This window comes from Paraburkholderia caribensis (genome assembly GCF_002902945.1).
GTDB lineage: Bacteria > Pseudomonadota > Gammaproteobacteria > Burkholderiales > Burkholderiaceae > Paraburkholderia > Paraburkholderia caribensis.
The window spans coordinates 1,312,576-1,334,463 of sequence record NZ_CP026101.1 but is presented as its reverse complement, the minus strand read 5'-3'; the positions used below and the strand labels follow the sequence as shown (position 1 = coordinate 1,334,463).

Sequence of the window (21,888 nt, the reverse complement as noted above, 5' to 3'; positions counted from 1 at the left end):
CGGCGCGGCACGCTTCGCCGCGCCGCATTTTTTTCACCGCCCGTGCGCCACAGTCGAACGCGCGCACGAGGCATCGGACACTGAACATCATCACCATGACCGAACCGATCCAGCGGGATGCCGCCCAGCAGAATGCAGTCGCCGAGTTGGACGACAACCAGATCATCGCCGAGCGCCGCGAAAAGCTGCGCGCGCTGCGCGAGCAAGGCGTCGCCTACCCGAACGACTTCCGCCCGACCCACCACGCCGCCGATCTCCAGTCCGACTACGCGGACAAGGACAAGGACGCGCTCGAAGCGACCGCGCTTCAAGTCGCGCTAGCCGGCCGCATGATGCTCAAGCGCGTGATGGGCAAGGCCAGCTTCGCGACGGTGCGCGACGGCTCGGGTCAGATCCAGTTCTTCATCACGCCCGCCGACGTCGGCGAAGCAACGTACGAAGCGTTCAAGAAGTGGGACCTGGGCGACATCGTCGCCGCGAAAGGCGTGCTGTTCCGCACGAACAAGGGCGAGCTCTCCGTGCGCTGCACGGAACTGCGCCTGCTGTCGAAGGCGCTGCGTCCGCTGCCCGACAAGTTCCATGGTCTGGCCGACCAGGAAATGCGCTATCGCCAGCGCTACGTCGACCTGATCGTCACGGACGAAGCGCGCAAGACCTTCGTCGCGCGCACCAAGGCCGTGTCGTCGATCCGCAAGTTCATGGCCGACGCCGACTTCATGGAAGTCGAAACGCCGATGCTCCACCCGATCCCGGGCGGCGCGGCGGCCAAGCCGTTCGTCACGCATCACAACGCGCTGGATATGCAGATGTTCCTGCGTATCGCGCCTGAGCTGTACCTGAAGCGCCTCGTGGTCGGCGGCTTCGAGCGCGTGTTCGAGATCAACCGGAATTTCCGTAACGAGGGCGTGTCGCCGCGTCACAATCCGGAATTCACGATGATGGAGTTCTACGCCGCGTACACCGACTACAAGTGGCTGATGGACTTCACCGAACAACTGATCCGCCAGGCCGCCGTCGATGCCCTCGGCAACGCGACGATCACCTATCAGGGCCGCGAACTGGATCTGTCGAAGCCGTTCCATCGCCTGACGATCACGCAGGCCATCCAGAAGTACGCACCGCAATACACGGACGCGCAACTGGCGGACGGCGCGTTCCTGCGCACGGAACTGAAGAAGTTCGGCGTCGACGCCACGCAGCCGCAGTTCCTGAACGCGGGTATCGGCGCGCTGCAACTGGCGCTCTTCGAGGAAACGGCGGAATCGCAGCTGTGGGAGCCGACCTTCATCATCGACTACCCGATCGAAGTGTCGCCGCTCGCGCGCGCATCGGATAGCGTGGACGGCATCACCGAGCGCTTCGAGCTGTTCATCACGGGCCGTGAGATCGCCAATGGTTTCTCGGAACTGAACGATCCGGAAGACCAGGCTGCGCGCTTCAAGAAACAGGTCGACCAGAAGGACGCCGGCGACGAAGAAGCGATGTACTACGACGCCGACTACATCCGCGCGCTCGAATACGGCATGCCGCCTGCCGGCGGCTGCGGGATCGGCATCGACCGTCTGGTCATGCTGCTCACCGACAGCCCGAGCATCCGCGACGTCATCCTGTTCCCGCATCTGCGCCGCGAAGACTGATCTTCCCCGCCGATATCGCAGTCCCCGCGCACGGCCGTTTCCCGCCGTGCGCGGCTTCCCGCCCCTCGCCGTTCTTTCCGAAGCGCACGTACCGTTTGTAACTATCGGTAAAAGCTGCGCAATTCGATCCCGTCCGCCTTCCTCTTCATCCCGTCGAAACGCAATTACGGCGCGGCTTTTGGCTTTTGGTGCGGTTCTTGCGTCAGTGGTGGGCAACTTCCGGCTCGCTCGCGGTTACAAATTGAAACCCCGCCCAGATCGGCATGTCAGACACTGATACCGCTACTCTTACAGGTCAAACTCTGCAAAGCTGGAGGCCTACCACCATGGATAACCCAAACAATTCACCGCGCCGCCTTCATCCCCTTATTGCCGTGGCGGCGGGCGCCGTCATCGTCGCCAGTCTGGTGGCGACGGCGGCCGTGACGGGACTGTTCCCGAAAGCTTCGAGCAACGGCGAGCAAAGCGATCAGGTGCAATCGGCGGCCGTCGCGCAGCAACAGCAGCCTGTCGTCGATACCGCACAACCGGCTAACCTGAGCGCGCAACAACAAGCAGCAGCGCAACGGCAAGCCGAACAGCAAGCCGAGCAGCAAGCTGCGCAGCAGCAGGCTGAGGCACAGCAGGCCCAGCAACAGGCGCGGGCCCAGCAGGCACAACAGCAAGCTGCGCAGCAAGCGCCCCAGGCACCCGCGCCGGCCCCGCAATATGCGCAACAGCCGCAATACGCGCAACAGCAACCCGCGCGACCCGCCTACTGTTCGACGTGCGGCACGGTCGAAGCGATTTCGGCGGTGCGCCAGGAGGGCCACGGAACCGGGATTGGCGCCGTGGGCGGCGCGGTGGCGGGCGGTGTCGTCGGCAACCAGTTCGGCAGTGGCGGCGGCCGCACGGCGATGACGCTGCTCGGCGCGCTCGGCGGCGGCCTCGCGGGTAACTCGGTCGAAAAGCATCTGCGCAGCTCGACCAGTTACTCGGTGCGCGTGCATATGGAAAACGGCAAGACGCGCTACTTCACGTATCACGAAGCGCCGCCGTTTCAGCAAGGCCAGCGCGTGCGCGTGGAGAACGGGACGCTCGTCGCGGGCTGATCTTTAACGGACGCTAACGAACGTTAAGGGACGCCCACGCTCGCCAGGCTTCGAGCATTAAAAAAGGCGACTTCCACGGAAGTCGCCTTTGTCTTTGTTGCGCCTCGAAGCGCCACTAAACGCGCCGCACTCAGTAATCCGCGTCTTCGATCCATGCCGCCTGAATCGCTTCAAGGATCTTTTCGTTCGAGCGGTTCGGATCGTCGTCGAAACCGTCCAGTTCCATCACCCAGCGGTGAAGATCGGTGAAGCGCACTTGTTGCGGATCGATCTCCGGGTGCTTGTCGGTCAAGGCCATCGCGATATCTTGCGTGTCGGTCCACTTCATGGCTGCTCGCTCCTGTTAGTGATTTTCCTTCGCGTGGTTGATCGAATAACGCGGAATCTCGACCACGAGATCGTCGCCTTCAGGCATGAGCGCCTGGCACGACAACCGCGATTCGCGTTCGAGACCCCATGCCTTGTCGAGCAGATCGTCCTCGTCTTCTTCCGACGGCGTCAACGCGTCGAAACCCTCACGCACGATCACGTGGCAGGTCGTGCACGCGCAAGACTTCTCGCATGCGTGCTCGATTTCGATGCCGTGTTCGAGCAGATTGTCGCAGATGCTCTTACCCGGCACGGCGTCGATGACCGCGCCTTCCGGACACAGTTCGACGTGAGGCAGCACAACGATTTGAGGCATACAAATTCCGTTCTGGTCTGTGAGGCACGGACACCGCCCTTCAGGCACCGTACCATTTTACTGGTGGCGCGGCCGTTTTTGGCACGCGCCGCGTGATTCAGCGGCGACGCGTGAATCATCGATTCACGACATCGCCCTGGTTGCGTCCACCGCGCCGGCTGAAGACTGGCGCGCCGTCAGATCTCGTCGAGCTTGCGGCCCGCAAGCGCGCGGCGAATGCTCTTGTCCATCCGGCGCGCGGCGAATTCGTCGGTGCCTTCGGCGAGTGTCTTCGTCGCGGCTTCGATTGCGTCGGTATCGTCGCTGGGCGCGATTGCGCGCAGCGCGGCGACGAGATCTTCGAGCGCGCTGCGCTCGTCGGCGTCGAGCAGTTCGCCGTCGGCCGCGAGCGCCGCTTCCGTCGCCTCGATCAGCCGCTGCGCTTCGACCTGCGCCTCGCGCAACGCCCGCGCGCGCATATCGACTTCCGCCGTCTTGAAGCTGTCTTCGAGCATGCGCGCGACGTCGTCGTCGGCGAGGCCGTACGACGGCTTCACGACCACCGACGCCTCCACGCCCGAATGCTGCTCGCGCGCAAACACGGACAGCAGACCGTCCGCATCGACCTGGTAGGTGACGCGGATACGCGCCGCGCCCGCTGCCATCGGCGGAATGCCGCGCAACTCGAAACGCGCCAGCGAACGGCAGTCGGATACGAGCTCGCGCTCGCCCTGGACGACGTGAATCGCCATCGCCGTCTGACCGTCCTTGAAGGTGGTGAATTCCTGTGCACGCGCGACGGGAATGGTCGAATTGCGCGGGATGATCTTCTCGGCGAGACCGCCCATCGTTTCGACGCCGAGCGACAGCGGAATCACGTCGAGCAGCAGCCAGTCGTCGCCGTCGGCGCCGCGGTTGCCCGCGAGCAGATCGGCCTGGATGGCCGCGCCGAGCGCGACGACCTGATCCGGGTCCAGATTGGTCAGCGGCGGCTGGCCGAAGAAGTTTTCGACTGCGCGGCGGATCACCGGCATGCGCGTCGCGCCGCCGACGAGCACGACGCCGTTGATATCGGCCGCCGTCAATTTCGCGTCGCGCAGCGCTTTTTTCGTCGGGCCGAGCGTGCGCTGCACGAGCGCCTGCGTAATCGTTTCGAATGCCGCTTCATCGACGGTGACGTCGATCTTTGCGCCGCTGGCGAGCGTTACCTGGACGGCAGCGTCCGGCGCCGACGACAGCGCTTCCTTCGCGACGCGCACGGCGTCGAGCAGCAGCCGCACGTCTTCCGGCGTCAGCGACGCGGCGGGAACATTCGCCTTCTCCAAAACATGGCGGTACAGCGCGTGATCGAAGTCGTCGCCGCCGAGCGCAGAATCGCCGCCCGCCGCGAGCACTTCGAAAACACCCTTCGTGAGCTTCAGGACGGACAGATCGAAGGTGCCGCCGCCCAGGTCGTACACCGCGTACAGACCCTCCGCGCCGTTGTCGAGACCGTACGCAATCGCGGCCGCCGTCGGCTCGTTCAGCAGGCGCAGCACATTCAGGCCGGCCAGACGCGCGGCATCCTTGGTTGCCTGGCGCTGCGCTTCGTCGAAATACGCCGGCACCGTGATCACCGCACCGACCAGCTCGTCGCCGAGCGTGTCTTCCGCGCGATAACGCAGCGTCGCGAGAATTTCCGCGGACACCTCGACGGGACTCTTCACGCCGTCGACGGTACGGATCTGCACCATGCCCGGCGCATCGACAAAGTCGTAGGGCGCGTTTTCCGCGTGCTCGACTTCGCTCTTGCCGCGCCCCATGAAGCGTTTGACCGAGACGATCGTGTTGCGGGGATCGGTGGCGGCTTCCGCTTTCGCCACGCGGCCAATGCGGCGGCCGCCCTTCTCCAGATACCGCACGACGGACGGCAGCAGATAGTGGCCTTCGTCGTCGGGCAATACGTCGGGCACGCCGCTGCGCACCGCCGCGACGAGAGAGTTGGTCGTGCCGAGGTCGATGCCGACCGCGAGACGCCGCTGATGCGGCGCGGGCGCCATGCCGGGTTCAGAAATTTGCAGTAAAGCCATCTGGAATCTTCTTCGGGGCTTGCTTCGCCCCGGTCCTGATCGTGTTGGTTCGCGTGGTGATTGGGCGGGTTCATCGAACCGCGTCGTGCTGCGACAGGCGGCCTCAGACGTCGAGCCGCTCGATCTGCGTGCCGATCTCCGCAGCCACGCGCTCGATGAACATCAGTTGCCGTACGGCTTCGCCCGCTGCCTGATTCGAGCCGCTGTCGAGCAATGCCGCGAGCTTCGTGAAGCGCAGCTTTTCCTCTTCGCGCAACTCGGCGAGCAATGCATCAAGCGCATCGATGTTCTTCGCCGCCGACGCATCCTCGATGCTCTCGCGCCATTCCATTTGCTGCATCAGGAACGCCGGCTCCATCGCCGTGTTGTTCTCCGCGCCGACATCGATGCCGCGCAGCGTTAGCAGGTAGCGCGCGCGCTTCAGCGGATCGCGCAGCGTCTGATACGCCTCGTTCGTGCGCGTGGCCCACTGCATCGCGATGCGCTTTTGCGCGTCGCCCGCAGCGGCGAAACGGTCGGGATGCACCTGCGCCTGCACCGTGCGATACGCGTGATCCAATGCGGACGTATCGAGCGCGAATTGCTCGGGCAGGTTGAAGAGTTCGAAGTGACTGTCGTTCAGCGAAGCCATCAGGTTACTTTGTCCATGCAATGCGCGCCGGGCAGCGCCGAAGCGCACACCAGGTGCGCGGCGAAATTGAAAAAAGGCGGCACAGGCCGCCTTTTCAGCATGACTCGCGCGCTTACACGCGGAACGATTCGCCGCAGCCGCACTCGTCCTTCACGTTCGGGTTGTTGAACCTGAAGCCTTCGTTCAACCCTTCGCGTGCGAAGTCGAGTTCCGTGCCGTCGATATAAGCGAGGCTCTTCGGGTCCACCACGATCTTCACGCCCTTGCATTCGAACACTTCGTCTTCGGGCGCGAGTTCGTCGACGTACTCGAGCTTATACGCGAGGCCCGAGCAACCCGTCGTGCGCACACCGAGCCGCAGCCCGACGCCCTTGCCGCGCCGGATCAGATATTTCTGCACGTGTTGTGCTGCCTTTTCGGTCAACGTAATTGCCATAGCGTTTCTCAATGTGCGGCACGCCGACGCTCCTCGCGAAGCGTGTCGCGACCCTGCCTGCTTCCCAAATCGTTCCGGCGCGCGCCGATAGCAACCACCACTACCGACGCGTCGCCGTGCCACTCCGACGCACTGAACCGCGCCGTCTTCAAGCCGATTGCTCAGCCTTCGCTGCGTCAGCCGTTTCGCCGTGACGCTGCTTGTAGTCGGCAACGGCCGCCTTGATCGCGTCTTCCGCGAGGATCGAGCAGTGGATCTTCACGGGCGGCAGCGCCAGCTCTTCGGCGATCTGCGTGTTCTTGATCGACAGCGCCTGATCCAGCGTCTTGCCCTTCACCCATTCCGTGACGAGCGAGCTCGACGCGATGGCCGAACCGCAGCCGTACGTCTTGAACTTTGCGTCTTCGATCACGCCGTCTGCGCCAACGCGAATCTGCAGCTTCATCACGTCGCCGCAAGCGGGCGCGCCGACCATGCCAGTGCCGACCGTGTCGTCGTCCTTCGAGAACGAACCGACGTTGCGCGGGTTTTCGTAGTGATCCAGAACCTTGTCGCTATATGCCATTTTGTGACTCCTTGATTCGATTCAACCTGCGTGCGTGTATCGACTGATTTCAGGCGCGCTCAGTGCGCGGCCCATTGAATCGTCGACAGATCGATGCCGTCCTTGTGCATTTCCCACAGCGGCGACAGATCGCGCAGCTTCGCAATCTTGCTCTTCAGCAGGTTGATGACGTAATCGACGTCCTGCTCCGTCGTGAAGCGGCCGACCGTGAAGCGGATCGAGCTGTGCGCCAGTTCGTCGTTGCGGCCGAGCGCGCGCAGCACATACGACGGCTCCAGCGACGCCGACGTACACGCCGATCCCGACGACACCGCGACGTCCTTCACCGCCATGATCAGCGACTCGCCTTCGACGAAGTTGAAGCTGATGTTCAGGTTGTGCGGGACACGCTTTTCCATGTCGCCGTTCACATACGTTTCTTCGATCTCTTGCAGGCCGCGCAGCAGCTTGTCGCGCAGCATGCGGATGCGTTCGTTTTCGGTCGCCATTTCTTCACGCGCGATACGGAACGCTTCGCCCATGCCGACGATCTGGTGCGTCGCCAGCGTGCCCGAACGCATGCCGCGCTCGTGACCGCCGCCGTGCATCTGCGCTTCGATGCGCACGCGCGGCTTGCGGCGCACATACAGCGCGCCAATGCCCTTCGGGCCATATGTCTTGTGCGCCGAAAACGACATCAGGTCGACCTTCAGCTTCTGCAGGTCGATTTCGACCTTGCCGGTAGCCTGCGCCGCGTCGACGTGGAAAATGATGCCCTTCTCGCGGCAGATCTCGCCGATCGTCTCGATGTCCTGCACGACACCGATCTCGTTGTTCACGTGCATCACCGAAACGAGGATCGTGTCCGGACGCAGTGCGGCCTTGAACACGTCGAGGTCGATCAGACCGTCGTCCTTCACATCGAGGTACGTGACTTCGTAGCCTTCGCGCTCCAGCTCACGCGTGGTGTCGAGCACAGCCTTGTGCTCGGTCTTCACCGTGATGATGTGCTTGCCCTTGCCTTTGTAGAAGTGCGCCGCACCCTTGATGGCGAGGTTGTCCGATTCCGTCGCGCCTGAAGTCCAGATGATTTCGCGCGGGTCGGCGTTGACGAGCGCCGCGACGTTCTCGCGCGCTTCCTCGACGGCACGTTCCGCGTCCCAGCCGTATGCGTGGCTGCGCGATGCCGGGTTACCGAACTGCTCGCGCAGGTACGGAATCATCTTGTCCACCACGCGCGGGTCGACGGGTGTCGTCGCGCTGTAGTCCATGTAAATGGGCAGGTGGGGAATGTCGTTATTCATCAATCGCTCCGGGGACATCAGTGCTTATGGCTTCATGGTTCTGGCGTTCGCGTCTTGGCGCGTTCTGTCAGCCGGCCATGTTGAAAACGGAATTCGGCCCTTTCGGCACCGCGCGCGGCTCCACGGCTGGCGCTTCCGTACGCCGGTCGCGCAGCACAGCCGTCGAGCCTTCGCGCGAACGCTGCTGGTCGACCAGGTCTTTCAGAGAAACGGAGTCGAGATACTCGACCATCTTCTGGTTCAGCGTCGACCACAGTTCATGCGTCATGCAGTGGCCGTCGTGATGCTTCGTGCCTTCGCACGAACCCTTGCCGCCGCATTGGGTGGCATCGAGCGGTTCGTCGACAGCGATGATGATGTCCGCGACCGTCACATCCTCTGCGCGACGCGCGAGGTTGTAGCCGCCGCCCGGCCCGCGCACGGATTCGACGATCTCGTGACGGCGCAGCTTGCCAAACAGCTGCTCGAGGTAGGACAGGGAGATATGTTGGCGCTGGCTGATACCCGCAAGCGTCACCGGGCCCTGCTCCTGGCGCAATGCCAGGTCGATCATCGCCGTGACGGCGAAACGGCCTTTCGTGGTGAGTCTCATATGTGGTGGGAACCGCAATTCTCGACAAGTTTGGTCAAGTATAAATACATGACGGATTTAGTCAAGTATCCCTATCTCGATTTGGGTCATTTACTTAACGAAAAACCTGTCTACGGGGTCAATTGGGGCCGCAGTGCCGCGATCAGGCCACGACAGGCGGCTTCGCACTGGTCCAGCACGATTTCGAAGCCTTCGCCACCGCCGAAGTACGGATCGACGACCTCGCGCGCATCGAAACCTGGCGCGAGTCTTTCCGCGCCACTTGCGTCCGGCGCACCCGCGTCAGCCGCAAATTCCATCAGCAGACGAATCTTGTCGCGCTGCCCGGCCGGACAGATTTGTCTAAGCGCGGCGATATTTTTGTCGTCCATCGCGATGATCAGGTCGAAGCGCTGGAAATCGTCCGCGGTGATCTGACGGCCGCGAAATATCGACAAATCGTAACCGCGATTTTTTGCAGCCCGCTGCGCGCGTTCATCCGGCGCTTCGCCGATGTGCCAGTCGCCCGTACCCGCCGAATCCACGATCACGCGATCCGCCAGCTTCGCTTCTGCCAGCAGGTGCCGCATGACGCCTTCCGCGGTCGGGGAACGGCAAATGTTCCCAAGGCACACGAAGCAGATGGCGACGGTTTTCATCAGTGGCTGAGCGGCTCAGCCGCAAGTGTCATATGTGGTGAAACTGTGCCGCGATTATACAAAGCCATGCAAAATCACGCCGGCGGCGCGCCAGCAGCGATGCCGATTACATCGGCTGTGCGGACATGCGTGCCGTCGCGGGCATGACAGCCTCGCCACCGACGAATCCATACGAAACGGTACGAGCAAGTTCAGCCGACACGCGCTCGGCGGCGAGCGGCGACTGCGCGGCTGCGCCGTTATACAGATGCAGGTAAGCAACGGCCGCAAGCGGCACAACGATGGCTAATGGCCAATACACCGATATTTTCTTTTTCATGATGTGGTTCTCTTTAAGCGGGCCCTAGTGACAGACGCACTTTGCCCAGTCGAAATGGTAGCCGAGGACGCAATCCGGAAAAACCCGCCCCGCCGGAACACAGCGTTGCATCCCGATGAACAGTCGGGATCGCGAAGCGATTTCGCAAAGTGCCGACGCCAGTCTTTCGACCGCCGAAAGATATCCTTACAAAAGCACACACAGGTAATACTCGGCAGGCGGTACAACTAGCTACATGGATAGACACGCATCTCTCGCTTGTCTTAACACTCAAATGAAACGTCTTATTCCTTCTTTCCTTCCTGCCGCCGTTGCACTCTGCGCGGTCGCCACGCTCGGCGGATGTGCCGCGTATCCGTACGGCGGCCCGCCGGCGGGCTACGGCTACAACGACGGGTATTACGATGGCTACGGCGTCCCCGCGTATGGCTACGCCGAGCCGCCCGTTCAATCGAGCCTTTTCCTGGGCTTCGGCGGATACTCGGGGCCCGACTATGACCGCCGCTATTGGGGCGGACGCGGCTATGACCACGGCAATTACGGCAATTACAATCGCGGCGACCGTGGCAACTGGAACGGTAATGGCCGGGGCGGCAATGGCAACAACGGCGGCCCGCCGCGCGGCCAGCCACCACAGGCGGGCAATCCGCCGCCGCAGAACCCCGGCGGCAATTCGGGCGGCGGCTACCATGGCAATCGGCCGCCCGTGCAGGCGGGCGCGGGTCAGCAGCAAGGCGGGGGCAATCGCGGCGGCGGCGGTAGTCGCGGCGGTGGCGGCGGACAGGCATGGAACAACGAAGGCGGCAGGCCGCACTGATTGCCGCAGTGCCTGGCGCAAAAAAGGAAGAGGCTGTATCGCACATGCGATACAGCCTCTTTCAATTTCGACGCTCGAAAGAGGAGCGTTACCCGATATGTGTCTTGCTCGCGGCGTAGAGTTCGCGGAACGTGCGCCCTACGGGCGCCGGCATCTCGCGCGTATTCGTCCAGCCCGCGCCAAGTGGCAGCTTCGCAATCGACTTCCGGCTGCCGCCCATCCGCTCGAGAATCCGCACCGCGACCTTCGTGAAAAGACTGTACGCCGTCGGATGCATGGCCAGATAGCCCCAGACGGCGAGTCCGTAGCGCTCCTGCCACGGCCGCAGATGCCGCTCCACCTGGCGCTCGCGCAGCTTGCGCAGCAGATCCGACAGCGGAATGCCGACCGGGCATACGCTATTGCATTCACCGCATAGCGTCGCGGCCTGCGGAAGGTCGAGCGCCTTTTCGATGCCGACATAGCTGGGAGTGAGCACGGAGCCCATCGGCCCCGGGTAGACCCACCCATACGCGTGTCCGCCGACCTTCTGATACACAGGGCAATGGTTCATGCACGCGCCACAGCGGATACAGCGCAGCATCTCCTGAAAGTCGCCGCCGATCAGCCCGGTGCGCCCGCCATCGACCAGCACCACGTACATATGCTCCGGCCCGTCCTGGTCGCCCTCCCGGCGCGGCCCCGTCAGCACGGAGAAATAGTTCGACACGTCCTGCCCCGTCGCCGAGCGCGGCAACAGACGCATGGCCGTCGCGAGATCCTCGAGCGTCGGCAGTACCTTTTCGATGCCCGTGACCGCGACGTGCACGCGCGGCATCACCGTGCACATGCCTTCGTTGCCTTCGTTGGTCACAAGCGCGACCGAACCCGTTTCCGCGATCACGAAATTGCCGCCCGTCACGCCCATGTCGGCCGTCATGAAGTGCGGGCGCAGCATCTCGCGCGCCTCGCGCGTCATCTCGGGGATTTCGGTCAAACGCGGCTTCTGGTGCGTCTTTGCGAACAGGTCGGCGATCTCTTCCTTATCCTTGTGGACGACGGGCGCGATGATGTGGCTCGGCGGCTCGTTGTCGTTGATCTGCAGAATGTATTCGCCGAGGTCGGTTTCGATCGACTGCACGCCCATCTGTCCCAGCACCTCGTTCAGGCGCATTTCCTCGGACACCATCGACTTCGTCTTGATCACCTTCTTCACGTCGTGCTTGCGCGCGATATCAGCGACGAGCTTCGCGGCGTCTTGTGTCGATTCGGCGAACAGCACGGTGACGCCGCGCCGCGTCGCCTCGCGCTCGAAGGTTTCCAGCCAGACGTCGAGGTTCTCCAGCGCGCGGTTGCGGCGCTCCTTGAGCGCGGCGCGCGTGGCGGGGAAATCGATTGCCAGCATCGCCGACGCGCGCGCCGACACGAATTTCGTCGACAGCTTGGTGAGGTTCTGCTGAAGGCGCTGGTCGGCGAGTTTCTGGCCCGCGCGCGCCTTGAACTGCATCGTTTGGACTTGCATGACAGCCTTGGGGATCGGTTACAGGTTTGCGCTACCGCTTGCTGGCACTTATCAGGCAACGAACAACGTTCGACCGCGCTCAGGCGTCGCCTGCCAGAACCTGCGCGATGTGCAGCACGCGCGTGGTCGTATCGCCCGTGCGCCGCAGGCGCCCTTCGATATTCAACATGCAGCCGAGATCGCCCAGCACGACGGCTTGCGCGCCGCTCGCCTGAACATTGGCGCACTTCTCGTCGACGATCGCCGTCGAGATGTCGCCGAACTTCACGGCAAACGTACCGCCGAAGCCGCAGCAATGCTCGCAGTCCTTCATCTCGGTCACGGCGACGCCAGCCTGCGCGAGCAACGCGCGCGGCTGCTGTTTGACGCCCAGCTCGCGCAGCCCCGAACAGGAGTCGTGATACGTCACGGGCCCCTGAAATTCGCCCGGCGTCAGCTCGACCTTCGCGACGGTGGCGAGAAAATCGGTGAGTTCATAGACCTTCGGACGCAGCCGCCCGAAGCGGCCCATCAGTTCGGGGTCATCAGCGAACAGGTCGCCGTAATGTGCGCGGATCATCCCGCCGCATGAGCCCGACGGCACGACCACGTAATCGTATTGCTCGAACTCGCGCAGCGTCTTTTCCGCCAGGTCCCGCGCGATGCGCCGGTCGCCGGAGTTGTAGGCGGGCTGCCCGCAGCACGTTTGCGCCGGCGGCACGAACACCTCGTAGCCAGCGCGCTCGATCAGCTTGATCGCGGAGAAGCCGATTTCGGGGCGCATCAGATCGATCAGGCAGGTGACGAAAAAACCGACTCGCATGTGTGCTCCTCCGGGGAAACGTCCCCGATTATCCGCTGTTTGGCGCGCAATACCAACGCGTAACCGCCCCACTGCGCAATGAACCGCCAAATAGTGAGATTGGAGGATCATTTCCAATGGCGTTCGCTTTTTTCACAATACGAGATACAATCAGTTTCCGCTGTTTGACGCGTCAACCGTTTAGCCTTATGAGCGATACGAACCCGGACCCCAAGACGTCGATTCAGGTGATCGAGCGCATGATGCGCCTGCTGGATGCCCTCGCCGCGCATAGCGACCCGGTCAGCCTGAAGGAACTCGCGCAACGCACCGATCTTCACCCGTCCACCGCCCATCGCATCCTGAACGATATGGTGACCTGCCGGCTGGTGGATCGCTCGGACCCGGGCACCTACCGTCTCGGCATGCGACTGCTGGAACTGGGCAATCTCGTCAAGGCGCGCCTGTCGGTGCGCGACGCCGCGCTGATGCCGATGCGCGAGCTGCACCGGCTGACGGGCCAGACCGTCAACCTGTCGGTGCGTCAGGGCGACGAAATCGTCTACATCGAGCGAGCCTATTCCGAGCGCTCGGGCATGCAGGTGGTTCGCGCCATAGGCGGCCGTGCGCCGCTGCATCTGACTTCCGTCGGCAAGCTGTTTCTCGCCGCCGACGAATCGACCCGCGTGCGCGCCTACGCGACCCGCACGGGTCTGTCGGGCCACACGCAGAACAGCATCACCGATCTCACCAAGCTGGAACGCGAACTGTCGCACGTGCGCCAGCAGGCATGCGCGCGCGACAACGAAGAACTGGAACTCGGCGTACGCTGCATCGCAGCCGGCATTTACGACGATACGGGCAAGCTCGTCGCTGGCCTGTCGCTGTCCGCGCCGGCCGACCGTCTGCAGGACTCGTGGCTCGGCCAGTTGAGCAAGACTGCGCTGGTAATTTCCGAGTCGCTCGGCTATCACCCGCAGGTGCAGCACGCAAGCACTTCGGCACATACAGCATGATGCCCGCCCACACGCGCGAATAAAAAAGCCCCGCAATGCGGGGCTTTTTGTTGGGCAGAGCTTTCGCTCAGGTCCCGGCGCCGTTGGCGTCCGCGCTGGTGATGCGCTGTTCGCCGCCGTTGTCGAGCCACGTGCGCAGACGTTGCGCATCGGCGAAACGCGAGTACTTGCCCGATGAATCGAGCAGCACCATGATCATCGGACGATCGTGGATCGTTGCCTGCATCACGAGGCACTCGCCTGCTTCGTTGATGAAGCCTGTCTTCTGCAGGCCGATATCCCAAGTCGGGTTGCGCACCAGCGCGTTCGTGCTGTTGTAGGCAATCGTGCGCTTGCCCGTGTACACCTCGTAGCTGCGATCGGTCGAGAACCTGCGGATCAGCGGATACTGATACGCGGCGTTGACCATCTTCACCAGATCACGCGCGCTCGATACGTTCTGGCTCGTCAGGCCCGTCGGATTTTCGAAGTGGGTGTCGGTCATGCCGAGCGCCTTCGCCTTCGCGTTCATCGCGGCCATGAAAGCGGGACGACCACCCGGGAAGTAACGCGACAACGCTGCCGCCGCGCGGTTTTCCGACGCCATCAGCGCGATGTGCAACATGTCCTCACGCGAGAGCACCGAGCCGACCGACAGGCGCGAGCCGGTATTCTTCTCGTAGTCGCGATCTTCGTCGGTGACTTCGATCTGCTCGGTCATCGCCGCCTTCGAATCGAGCACGACCATCGCCGTCATCAGCTTGGTGATCGACGCGATGGGCACGACGGCGCGCGAGTTCTTGTCGAACAGCGACTCAGACGTGTTCTGGTCGACCACGTAAGCGACGCTCGAACGCAGCATCAGCGCGTCAGGCGTCTCGTGCAGGCCGAACGCCGTGCCGACGGACGGTTGACGCGGCTCGAACGCGACGCGGCGCACGACCGAGTGATGACGGCCGTTCACGGTGTACGAGACGCGGCGCTTCTTCGAAACGGTGCGGGGCTGATCGTCATCGTTCTTCGCGGCGGCCTTGACGTCCTTCGCGGCTTTCGACGACTTGCTGGAGACTTGCTCGGCGGCGGCCTTCTTCGAAGGCTTCTTACCGGCTTTCGCGGACGTGGCAGGCGCCGTGGCGGACGCGGCGAAGGCGTCCACCGGCGCAGCAAAAGCCGCTGCGATGACCACCGAGGCAGCCACCGACAGAGCGGTGCTGAGCGCCGCGCCGTGCATCACTTTCAGTGACGAAAACATGTCGGTTTTCATTGGTGTTCTGGTTGGAGCGGCGAGAGAGTTTTCGCCAGTGTAGTAAAACAGTTAAAAATTAGCAATATTAAGCACTTATCGACAGTCCTTAAACCGAGTTGTCAGACTCGATTGCGGAAATGCAATAAGTTGCAGGTGCATCATTGAAAATACCAATGACACGCCAGCAAGCCGCCCTCGCCAATTCGCTGAAAGACTCTCACTCGTTCAGCATATCGGCATCTTCGAACCAAACTTGATCAGGGGAAGTACGGTCGCGTACGCATGGCAATACGATCCTGCCGCAAGCATCCAGCGCGCGATGCCTGCCGCACCGAAGCACACATGCGGACGGGCGCGCCGGCCGACTCTTAAGCGACTACTGCGAAGCAGCATGCCGCGCGTTCGACCGGGATGGCGATTTAACGTTCCGCTACGGTTTTCGGTTTACCTGAGAATTTTACCTTTTTGCCCGAAAATTCGCCTTCGGCGCATCCCAAGCCCTTATCTGGCTTGAGAGACCACCTTTTTCACCGCACCACATCGGTGCAAACCCTAATGTGCACACGCTTCACCACAATGTCATAAACGCTACATAACGTCTTGTTTTATTAGTAATTTCTATGCGTTGTGCGTTGCACAAAAAAGTCCTTGACATCTATCGGCGTCGTCCTAAAATGGGAACCATTGCTGCGACGCACAATTGACAGCGGACCAGCGATTCCTAATTTGTTCTGCAGTTAACCCAACTCGGTCCGCGCCAGACGGGCCGGTAATCCAGGAGCGTAAACATGACTCTGCTGACCCCTGAGCAATTCGCCGCAGCACAGAAGGCCAACCTTGAAACGCTGTTTGGCCTGACTTCGAAGGCATTCGAAGGCGTCGAAAAGCTGGTCGAGCTGAATCTCCAGGTCGTCAAGTCGACGATCGCTGAAGGCCAGGAAAACGCACAACGTGCGCTGTCGGTGAAGGACGCGCAAGAACTGCTCGCGCTGCAAGCGAGCCTGACGCAGCCGGTGGCCGAGAAGGTTCTGTCGTACGGTCGTCACCTGTACGAAATCGCATCGGCCACGCAAGCTGAGTTTGCGCGTGTTGCTGAAGCGCAATATGAAGAACAGAACAAGAAGGTGCAGGCGCTCGTCGAGAACGTCGCGAAGAACGCACCGGCTGGTTCGGAAACGGCTGTCGCCGTGATCAAGTCGGCCATTACGGCCGCGAACACGACGTACGAAACGGTTCACAAGGCAACGAAGCAAGCTGTCGAAATCGCTGAAAGCAACTTCAACGCGGCTGCTACGGCTGCATCGAAGGCCGCTTCGCAAGCTGCTGCTCAGGCTTCGCGTACGGCAGCTTCGGCCAAGAAGGCTGCTGTCTGATAACGATGTAACGGCTTCAACGGATCGGGCTTCACCTGCGTGTCGACGGATGCCCCATCGTTTGTCGGCGCGCAGCCGCGAGATGCACTGTCGAAGTGACTGGCGGTATGAACAGCGCCGCATGGTCGAGACTTCAGTGGCCATGCGGCCAGACGCTCCGATACGTTAAACAGCGTATCGTTTCCCCGGTCTAGGCCGGGTTTTTTTTGCCTTTTTTTTGTTTTTTTGCCTGCGCGGCCGGCGGTCTGGTTTGGTTCGGTTGTTCGCGGTGGTATCCGTGAGTTGCCTGCGTGCCTCAGGCGTTGCAGTTCGGTGTATTTGACTTCGCGTTGGCATTCGCGGTTTACTTTTATTTTTGCTTTTGCTTTCGCTGGCATCCGCGAATTGTTAGCGTGCTTCAGGCGTTGCCCCTGTGCGGGGCGGCACCTACTTTTCTTTGCCGCCGCAAAGAAAAGTAGGCAAAAGAAAGCGGCTCACACCGCCAGCGCTAATTCTTGCCTGAGGGCCCCCAAAGGGTCTTACGCTTCACACGGCAATCACATGACCCACGTCCGTTGCCAACGCTCTGAATGAGCGCCTCACCCACTTCAAGCACCCGCGTTTCGGCATGCCTCACCAGACAGTCCACGGCCGCCCAGGTGGCAAACTGTGTGTCGGCCCTCGGTGCTCCACACGCTTCACTCCAGACCGATAGCGCGCGCGTCCCACCCGGTAAGAGCGCCAAGCCATACGACGCGACAACCGACACACAGTTTGCCACCTGGGCGGCACATACCATTCGCTGCCGCTGGCCCGGGTACGGGTAATTGAAGCGGGTGAGGCGTTTGTTCGAAGCGTTGGCAACGGGCACTAACCAAGGCGCTGGTGTGTGAACGATGGGGACGTTGGGGGCCCGTGGGTAAACGTCAAGAATTGGCGGTGTGAGCCGCTTTCTTTTGCCTACTTTTCTTTGCGGCGGCAAAGAAAAGTAGGTGCCGCCCCGCACAGGGGCGACGCCTGAAGCACGCTAACAATTCGCGGATGCCAGCGAAAGCGAAAGCAAAAGCAAAAGCAAATCGCGGATGCCAACACCAACCAAAGCACCCCCAAAAAAAACGGCGCACCCCTTCGCCAAAAAGGGCACGCCATCACCACGATAAATCCACCTCAGGTTACTTCTTCTTCTGCGGCGGCAAATCCGTACAAACACCTTCATAAAGCTCGGCAGCCATACCAATCGACTCCCCGAGCGTCGGGTGCGGATGAATCGTCTTCCCGATATCCGTCGCGTCAGCGCCCATCTCAACCGCCAGGCACACTTCGCTGATCAGATCGCCGGCATTCAGACCTACAATCCCGCCACCGATAACGCGATGCGTCTCCTCATCGAAGATCAGCTTCGTAAAGCCCTCGTCGCGACCATTCGCGATCGCGCGCCCCGAAGCGGCCCACGGGAACACCGCCTTGCCGTACTTGATGCCTTCGGCCTTGCACTGTTCTTCCGTCTTGCCCGCCCACGCCACCTCCGGATCGGTGTAAGCCACCGACGGAATCTGCAGCGCGTCGAAGTACGCCTTCTCGCCATGCGCCGCTTCCGCCGCGACATGGCCTTCATGCACGGCCTTGTGCGCGAGCATCGGCTGACCCACGACATCGCCGATCGCGAAGATGTGCGGCACATTGGTCCGCATCTGCTTGTCCACTTCGATGAAGCCGCGATCCGTCACAGCCACGCCCGCCTTGTCCGCGCCGATCTTCTTGCCGTTCGGGCTGCGGCCCACGGCAACCAGCACGAGATCGTAGCGTTGCGCCTCGGCGGGTGCCTTCTCGCCTTCGAACGACACGTAAATGCCATCCGGCTTCGCTTCCGCCGCCGTCGTCTTGGTCTTCAGCATCACGTTGGTGAAACGCTTGCTGTTGAATTTCTCCCAGACCTTCACGAGATCGCGATCCGCGCCAGCCATCAGACCGTCGAGCATTTCGACCACATCGATCTGCGCGCCGAGCGTCGCATAAACGGTGGCCATTTCCAGACCGATAATGCCGCCGCCGATCACGAGCATGCGCTTCGGAATCTGACGCAGTTCCAACGCGCCCGTCGAATCGACCACGCGCGGATCTTCCGGAATGAACGGCAGCTTCACGGCTTGTGAGCCGGCCGCGATGATCGCCTGCTTGAACTTGACGACCTTCTTGCCGCTCTCGCCCTGCACTTCCATGTGATGCGGATCGACGAACGTGCCGACACCCGTCACGACTTCGACCTTGCGCGCCTTCGCCATGCCGGCGAGACCGCCCGTCAGCTTCTTGACGACGCCCGACTTGAAGTCGCGCAGCTTGTCGAGATCGATCTGCGGCTTGCCGAACGAGATGCCGTGCGAGCCGAGGGCAGCCGCTTCGTCGATCACGAGCGCCGTATGCAGCAACGCCTTCGACGGAATACAGCCAACGTTCAGACACACGCCGCCGAGCGTCGCATAGCGTTCGACCAGCACCGTCTTCATACCGAGGTCAGCCGAACGGAATGCTGCCGAGTAACCACCAGGCCCGGCGCCAAGCACGAGCATGTCGCACTCGATATCGGCGGAACCGGAATAGCTGCCTGCTTGCGGCGCGGCCGCCGCTGCAGCAGCGGGCGCGGGAGCAGGCGCAGCCTTCGGCGCGGGCGCAGCCGCCGCGCCTTCGCCTTCGAGCAACAGCAGCACGCTGCCTTCCGAAACGTTATCGCCGACCTTGACCTTCAGTTCCTTGACGACGCCGGCGGCCGGGCTCGGCACATCCATGGTCGCCTTGTCGGATTCGAGCGTGACGAGCGACTGCTCCTTCTCGACGCGATCGCCGACCTTCACCGCGACTTCGATCACGGGCACATCTTTATAGTCGCCGATATCCGGCACTTTGATTTCCTGCACGCCACCACCGCCTGCTGCCGGCGCGGCAGCGGGCGCGGGTGCAGGCGCAGCTTTCTCAGGTTCCCTGGCGGCCTTCGCTTCGCCCGACGTTTCCACCGTGGCGATGACGGTGCCTTGCGAGACCTTGTCGCCCGCCTTGACGCGGACTTCCTTGACCGTGCCGGCCGCTTCGCTCGGCACTTCCATGGAGGCCTTATCGGTTTCGAGCGTCAGCAGCGACTGCTCTTTCTCGATGGTATCGCCCGGCTTGATATTGACTTCGATGACATCGACGTCCTTGAAATCGCCGATGTCCGGCACCTTCACTTCGACGAGACTCATAGTGTCCCCTTCTCTTATTGACCGTGTTGAACGATGAGCCGCTGAACCTTCGCCTCAAAAACCCGCAACGCCAAACGCAGACTCAATGCTGTCCGCCAAGGACGCGCCTTTCTGTTGCCTGCTTTTCTTTGGAAGACGCCCCGCAGGAAGTACTCTTGGGGTGCAAAGAAAAGTAGGGACCGCCCCGCACAGGGGCGACGCCAGAAGCGAGACGACAAAGCAGGTTCAACGACGAAGCATGAGCAACCACGAAAAGCTCACGCCTCGCCACGCGACAAACGCCCAACAATCAAAGAATCACACGCCGGAAATCGGCAAGAATCGACCCAAGATACGCATTGAAGCGCGCCGCTTCAGCCCCGTCGATCACCCGATGGTCATACGACAGCGACATCGGCAGCGTGAGACGCGGCACGAACTGCTTACCGTCCCACACCGGCTTCATCGCACTGCGCGACAGCCCGAGAATCGCGACTTCAGGCGCATTGATGATCGGCGTGAAGTTGGTCCCGCCAATACCACCCAGCGACGAGATCGAGAAGCAGCCGCCTTGCATCTGGTCGGGCTTGAGCTTGCCTTCGCGCGCGAGCTTCGACAACTCGGTCATTTCCTTCGCGATATCGACGAGACCCTTCTTGTCCGCATCGCGGATCACGGGCACGACGAGACCGTTCGGCGTATCGGCGGCAAAACCCACGTTGTAGTACTGCTTGAACACGAGGTTGTCGCCATCGAGGCTCGCATTGAACGTCGGGAACTTCTTCAGCGCGGCGACGACGGCCTTGATCACGAACGCAAGCATCGTGAACTTGACGCCCGACTTCTCGTTTTCCTTGTTCAGCTTCACGCGCAGTTCTTCGAGTTCGGTGATGTCCGCTTCGTCGTTGTTCGTGACGTGCGGGATCATGACCCAGTTGCGGTGCAGGTTCGCGCCGGAAATCTTCTTGATGCGCGACAGCGGCTTCGGATCGACCGGGCCGAACTTCGTGAAGTCGATCTTCGGCCACGGCAGCAGACCGAGTTCGCCTCCACCCGCAGCAGCAGGTGCAGCAGCAGCGGCGGGCGCGGCGCGCTGGCCCGTCATCACGCCCTTGACGAACGCGGTGACGTCGTCCTGCGTAATGCGGCCCTTCGGACCCGTGCCCGTCACACGCGACACGTCGACACCCAGTTCGCGCGCAAACTTGCGCACCGACGGCGACGCATGGCTCACGCGATACGCGCCGCCTTCGCCTGCCGGAATGACGGGCGCCTGCGCGAGCGCGGACGGTTGCGCCGGCGCTGGCGACGGCGCAGCGGGCGCGTCCGACGGCTTTTCTTCGGGCTTCGCGGCAGCGGGTGCCGGAGCGGGCGCAGCGGCGCCGCCGCTGTCGCCTTCGAGCAGCACGATCAGCGTACCTTCGGACACGCTATCGCCGACCTTGACCTTGATTTCCTTCACGATGCCGGCGGCGGGGCTCGGCACGTCCATCGTCGCCTTGTCGGATTCGAGGGTGACGAGCGACTGTTCCTTCTCGACGCGGTCGCCGACCTTCACGCCGACTTCGATCACGGGCACATCTTTGTAGTCGCCGATATCCGGCACCTTCACTTCCTGCACGCCGCCCGTCTTGCCGGATGCAGCCGCGGGGGCGGGTGCAGCGGCAGGCGCGGGAGCCGGTGCGGGGGTCGCGGCAGGCGCGGCCGCGCCGTTGCCTTGCGCGGGCTTTGCGGCACCGCCGCCTTCGCCGTCGAGCAGCACGATCAGCGTGCCTTCCGACACCGTGTCGCCAAGCTTGACCTTCACTTCCTTGACCGTGCCCGACGCGGGGCTCGGCACATCCATCGTCGCCTTGTCGGATTCCAGCGTGACGAGCGACTGCTCTTTCTCGACGGTATCACCCGCCTTCACCAGCACCTCGATCACAGGGATGTCCTTGTAATCGCCGATGTCCGGCACCTTGACTTCGATCGCTTGGCTCATTGTTTTCTGTCTCCAGGGCCGCGCGCGCCTCGTCCGCCCGCTTCGGGCGGCGAGGTGCGCATTGGGGCTCGCGGG

21 protein-coding genes are annotated in these 21,888 nt (G+C 62.4%); 5 read left to right on the top strand and 16 right to left on the bottom strand.

The features are described from left to right. The first annotated feature begins 95 nt into the window (after positions 1-95). Both lysS and C2L66_RS05900 read left to right on the top strand, forming a co-directional pair. Positions 96-1,637: a lysine--tRNA ligase gene (lysS, locus tag C2L66_RS05905; RefSeq protein WP_035990631.1), complete on the top strand. Its 1,542-nt coding sequence runs from the start codon at positions 96-98 to the stop codon at positions 1,635-1,637. Positions 1,638-1,963: 326 nt separating this feature from the next. Then, positions 1,964-2,728, top strand: coding sequence for a glycine zipper 2TM domain-containing protein (locus C2L66_RS05900; protein ID WP_060601396.1), 765 nt, complete (start codon positions 1,964-1,966; stop codon positions 2,726-2,728). 130 nt (positions 2,729-2,858) lie between these two features. Here C2L66_RS05900 and iscX read toward each other — a convergent pair whose 3' ends face one another. From iscX to C2L66_RS05850, 10 genes are all read right to left on the bottom strand, one after another. Next, positions 2,859-3,056 (bottom strand): Fe-S cluster assembly protein IscX, encoded by a 198-nt coding sequence (gene iscX / locus C2L66_RS05895; protein WP_007586799.1) that lies wholly within the window; start codon positions 3,054-3,056, stop codon positions 2,859-2,861. A gap of 15 nt (positions 3,057-3,071) precedes the next feature. Next, a complete protein-coding gene (gene fdx, locus C2L66_RS05890) occupies positions 3,072-3,413 on the bottom strand; it encodes an ISC system 2Fe-2S type ferredoxin (RefSeq protein ID WP_054934380.1) in 342 nt (113 codons plus the stop codon). A gap of 176 nt (positions 3,414-3,589) precedes the next feature. Continuing rightward, on the bottom strand, positions 3,590-5,461 hold the full coding sequence (gene hscA, locus C2L66_RS05885) for a Fe-S protein assembly chaperone HscA (RefSeq protein WP_060601399.1): 1,872 nt from the start codon (positions 5,459-5,461) through the stop codon (positions 3,590-3,592). 103 nt (positions 5,462-5,564) lie between these two features. After that, the gene (gene hscB / locus C2L66_RS05880) at positions 5,565-6,092 is read right to left on the bottom strand and encodes a Fe-S protein assembly co-chaperone HscB (protein WP_054934378.1); all 528 of its coding nucleotides are present in this window, start codon (positions 6,090-6,092) and stop codon (positions 5,565-5,567) included. A 112-nt stretch (positions 6,093-6,204) separates the two neighbouring features. Next, positions 6,205-6,528, bottom strand: a complete 324-nt coding sequence (iscA, locus tag C2L66_RS05875; protein ID WP_007586809.1) for an iron-sulfur cluster assembly protein IscA — start codon at positions 6,526-6,528, stop codon at positions 6,205-6,207. A 148-nt stretch (positions 6,529-6,676) separates the two neighbouring features. Next, on the bottom strand, positions 6,677-7,093 hold the full coding sequence (gene iscU, locus C2L66_RS05870; RefSeq protein ID WP_054934377.1) for a Fe-S cluster assembly scaffold IscU: 417 nt from the start codon (positions 7,091-7,093) through the stop codon (positions 6,677-6,679). Between the two features lie 59 nt (positions 7,094-7,152). Continuing rightward, positions 7,153-8,376 (bottom strand): IscS subfamily cysteine desulfurase, encoded by a 1,224-nt coding sequence (locus C2L66_RS05865; protein ID WP_035990621.1) that lies wholly within the window; start codon positions 8,374-8,376, stop codon positions 7,153-7,155. Positions 8,377-8,443: 67 nt separating this feature from the next. Further along, positions 8,444-8,968: a Fe-S cluster assembly transcriptional regulator IscR gene (gene iscR, locus C2L66_RS05860; protein ID WP_007586816.1), complete on the bottom strand. Its 525-nt coding sequence runs from the start codon at positions 8,966-8,968 to the stop codon at positions 8,444-8,446. Positions 8,969-9,078: 110 nt separating this feature from the next. After that, positions 9,079-9,606 carry a low molecular weight protein-tyrosine-phosphatase gene (locus C2L66_RS05855; protein ID WP_060601402.1) on the bottom strand — a complete coding sequence of 176 codons (528 nt, stop codon included), beginning with the start codon at positions 9,604-9,606 and terminating at the stop codon, positions 9,079-9,081. Positions 9,607-9,712: 106 nt separating this feature from the next. Beyond that, positions 9,713-9,925, bottom strand: a complete 213-nt coding sequence (locus C2L66_RS05850) for a hypothetical protein (RefSeq protein WP_054934375.1) — start codon at positions 9,923-9,925, stop codon at positions 9,713-9,715. Positions 9,926-10,199: 274 nt separating this feature from the next. Here C2L66_RS05850 and C2L66_RS05845 point away from each other — a divergent pair, with 274 nt between their 5' ends. Continuing rightward, positions 10,200-10,742: a hypothetical protein gene (locus C2L66_RS05845; RefSeq protein WP_060601404.1), complete on the top strand. Its 543-nt coding sequence runs from the start codon at positions 10,200-10,202 to the stop codon at positions 10,740-10,742. A gap of 88 nt (positions 10,743-10,830) precedes the next feature. On the opposite strand, the gene C2L66_RS05840 is transcribed toward C2L66_RS05845, so the two are convergent. Together C2L66_RS05840 and C2L66_RS05835 are read right to left on the bottom strand one after the other, a co-directional pair. After that, positions 10,831-12,243 (bottom strand): LutB/LldF family L-lactate oxidation iron-sulfur protein, encoded by a 1,413-nt coding sequence (locus C2L66_RS05840; RefSeq protein WP_054934373.1) that lies wholly within the window; start codon positions 12,241-12,243, stop codon positions 10,831-10,833. Positions 12,244-12,322: 79 nt separating this feature from the next. Further along, a complete protein-coding gene (locus C2L66_RS05835) occupies positions 12,323-13,045 on the bottom strand; it encodes a (Fe-S)-binding protein (protein ID WP_054934372.1) in 723 nt (240 codons plus the stop codon). 188 nt (positions 13,046-13,233) lie between these two features. On the opposite strand from C2L66_RS05835, the gene C2L66_RS05830 reads away from it, so the two are divergent. After that, positions 13,234-14,040, top strand: a complete 807-nt coding sequence (locus tag C2L66_RS05830; protein ID WP_054934371.1) for an IclR family transcriptional regulator — start codon at positions 13,234-13,236, stop codon at positions 14,038-14,040. A gap of 67 nt (positions 14,041-14,107) precedes the next feature. Here the strand turns inward: C2L66_RS05830 and pbpG are convergent, their stop codons facing one another. Further along, positions 14,108-15,283, bottom strand: a complete 1,176-nt coding sequence (pbpG, locus tag C2L66_RS05825; protein WP_054934370.1) for a D-alanyl-D-alanine endopeptidase — start codon at positions 15,281-15,283, stop codon at positions 14,108-14,110. Between the two features lie 770 nt (positions 15,284-16,053). On the opposite strand from pbpG, the gene C2L66_RS05820 reads away from it, so the two are divergent. Continuing rightward, positions 16,054-16,638, top strand: coding sequence for a phasin family protein (locus C2L66_RS05820; RefSeq protein WP_035990605.1), 585 nt, complete (start codon positions 16,054-16,056; stop codon positions 16,636-16,638). Here the strand turns inward: C2L66_RS05820 and C2L66_RS40540 are convergent. From C2L66_RS40540 to aceF, 3 genes are all read right to left on the bottom strand, one after another. Next, positions 16,593-17,015: a hypothetical protein gene (locus C2L66_RS40540; RefSeq protein WP_148654579.1), complete on the bottom strand. Its 423-nt coding sequence runs from the start codon at positions 17,013-17,015 to the stop codon at positions 16,593-16,595. The two genes, C2L66_RS05820 and C2L66_RS40540, sit on opposite strands and share 46 nt — an antisense overlap. A gap of 774 nt (positions 17,016-17,789) precedes the next feature. Beyond that, positions 17,790-19,850 carry a dihydrolipoyl dehydrogenase gene (gene lpdA, locus C2L66_RS05815; protein ID WP_082670352.1) on the bottom strand — a complete coding sequence of 687 codons (2,061 nt, stop codon included), beginning with the start codon at positions 19,848-19,850 and terminating at the stop codon, positions 17,790-17,792. Positions 19,851-20,139: 289 nt separating this feature from the next. Next, the gene (gene aceF / locus C2L66_RS05810) at positions 20,140-21,813 is read right to left on the bottom strand and encodes a dihydrolipoyllysine-residue acetyltransferase (protein ID WP_060601407.1); all 1,674 of its coding nucleotides are present in this window, start codon (positions 21,811-21,813) and stop codon (positions 20,140-20,142) included. Between the last annotated feature and the right edge of the window lie 75 nt (positions 21,814-21,888).

Bases quoted from the DNA above. Each gene is read 5' to 3' on its own strand.
- fdx (WP_054934380.1), bottom strand. From the start codon at position 3,413: ATGCCTCAAATCGTTGTGCTGCCTCACGTCGAACTGTGTCCGGAAGGC.
- C2L66_RS05855 (WP_060601402.1), bottom strand. From the start codon at position 9,606: ATGAAAACCGTCGCCATCTGCTTCGTGTGCCTTGGGAACATTTGCCGT.
- iscX (WP_007586799.1), bottom strand. From the start codon at position 3,056: ATGAAGTGGACCGACACGCAAGATATCGCGATGGCCTTGACCGACAAG.
- C2L66_RS05835 (WP_054934372.1), bottom strand. From the start codon at position 13,045: ATGCGAGTCGGTTTTTTCGTCACCTGCCTGATCGATCTGATGCGCCCC.
- hscB (WP_054934378.1), bottom strand. From the start codon at position 6,092: ATGGCTTCGCTGAACGACAGTCACTTCGAACTCTTCAACCTGCCCGAG.
- iscU (WP_054934377.1), bottom strand. From the start codon at position 7,093: ATGGCATATAGCGACAAGGTTCTGGATCACTACGAAAACCCGCGCAAC.
- hscA (WP_060601399.1), bottom strand. From the start codon at position 5,461: ATGGCTTTACTGCAAATTTCTGAACCCGGCATGGCGCCCGCGCCGCAT.
- iscA (WP_007586809.1), bottom strand. From the start codon at position 6,528: ATGGCAATTACGTTGACCGAAAAGGCAGCACAACACGTGCAGAAATAT.
- aceF (WP_060601407.1), bottom strand. From the start codon at position 21,813: ATGAGCCAAGCGATCGAAGTCAAGGTGCCGGACATCGGCGATTACAAG.
- lpdA (WP_082670352.1), bottom strand. From the start codon at position 19,850: ATGAGTCTCGTCGAAGTGAAGGTGCCGGACATCGGCGATTTCAAGGAC.
- C2L66_RS40540 (WP_148654579.1), bottom strand. From the start codon at position 17,015: ATGCCAGCGAAAGCAAAAGCAAAAATAAAAGTAAACCGCGAATGCCAA.
- C2L66_RS05850 (WP_054934375.1), bottom strand. From the start codon at position 9,925: ATGAAAAAGAAAATATCGGTGTATTGGCCATTAGCCATCGTTGTGCCG.
- iscR (WP_007586816.1), bottom strand. From the start codon at position 8,968: ATGAGACTCACCACGAAAGGCCGTTTCGCCGTCACGGCGATGATCGAC.
- lysS (WP_035990631.1), top strand. From the start codon at position 96: ATGACCGAACCGATCCAGCGGGATGCCGCCCAGCAGAATGCAGTCGCC.
- C2L66_RS05820 (WP_035990605.1), top strand. From the start codon at position 16,054: ATGACTCTGCTGACCCCTGAGCAATTCGCCGCAGCACAGAAGGCCAAC.
- C2L66_RS05830 (WP_054934371.1), top strand. From the start codon at position 13,234: ATGAGCGATACGAACCCGGACCCCAAGACGTCGATTCAGGTGATCGAG.
- C2L66_RS05865 (WP_035990621.1), bottom strand. From the start codon at position 8,376: ATGAATAACGACATTCCCCACCTGCCCATTTACATGGACTACAGCGCG.
- C2L66_RS05845 (WP_060601404.1), top strand. From the start codon at position 10,200: ATGAAACGTCTTATTCCTTCTTTCCTTCCTGCCGCCGTTGCACTCTGC.
- C2L66_RS05840 (WP_054934373.1), bottom strand. From the start codon at position 12,243: ATGCAAGTCCAAACGATGCAGTTCAAGGCGCGCGCGGGCCAGAAACTC.
- C2L66_RS05900 (WP_060601396.1), top strand. From the start codon at position 1,964: ATGGATAACCCAAACAATTCACCGCGCCGCCTTCATCCCCTTATTGCC.
- pbpG (WP_054934370.1), bottom strand. From the start codon at position 15,283: ATGAAAACCGACATGTTTTCGTCACTGAAAGTGATGCACGGCGCGGCG.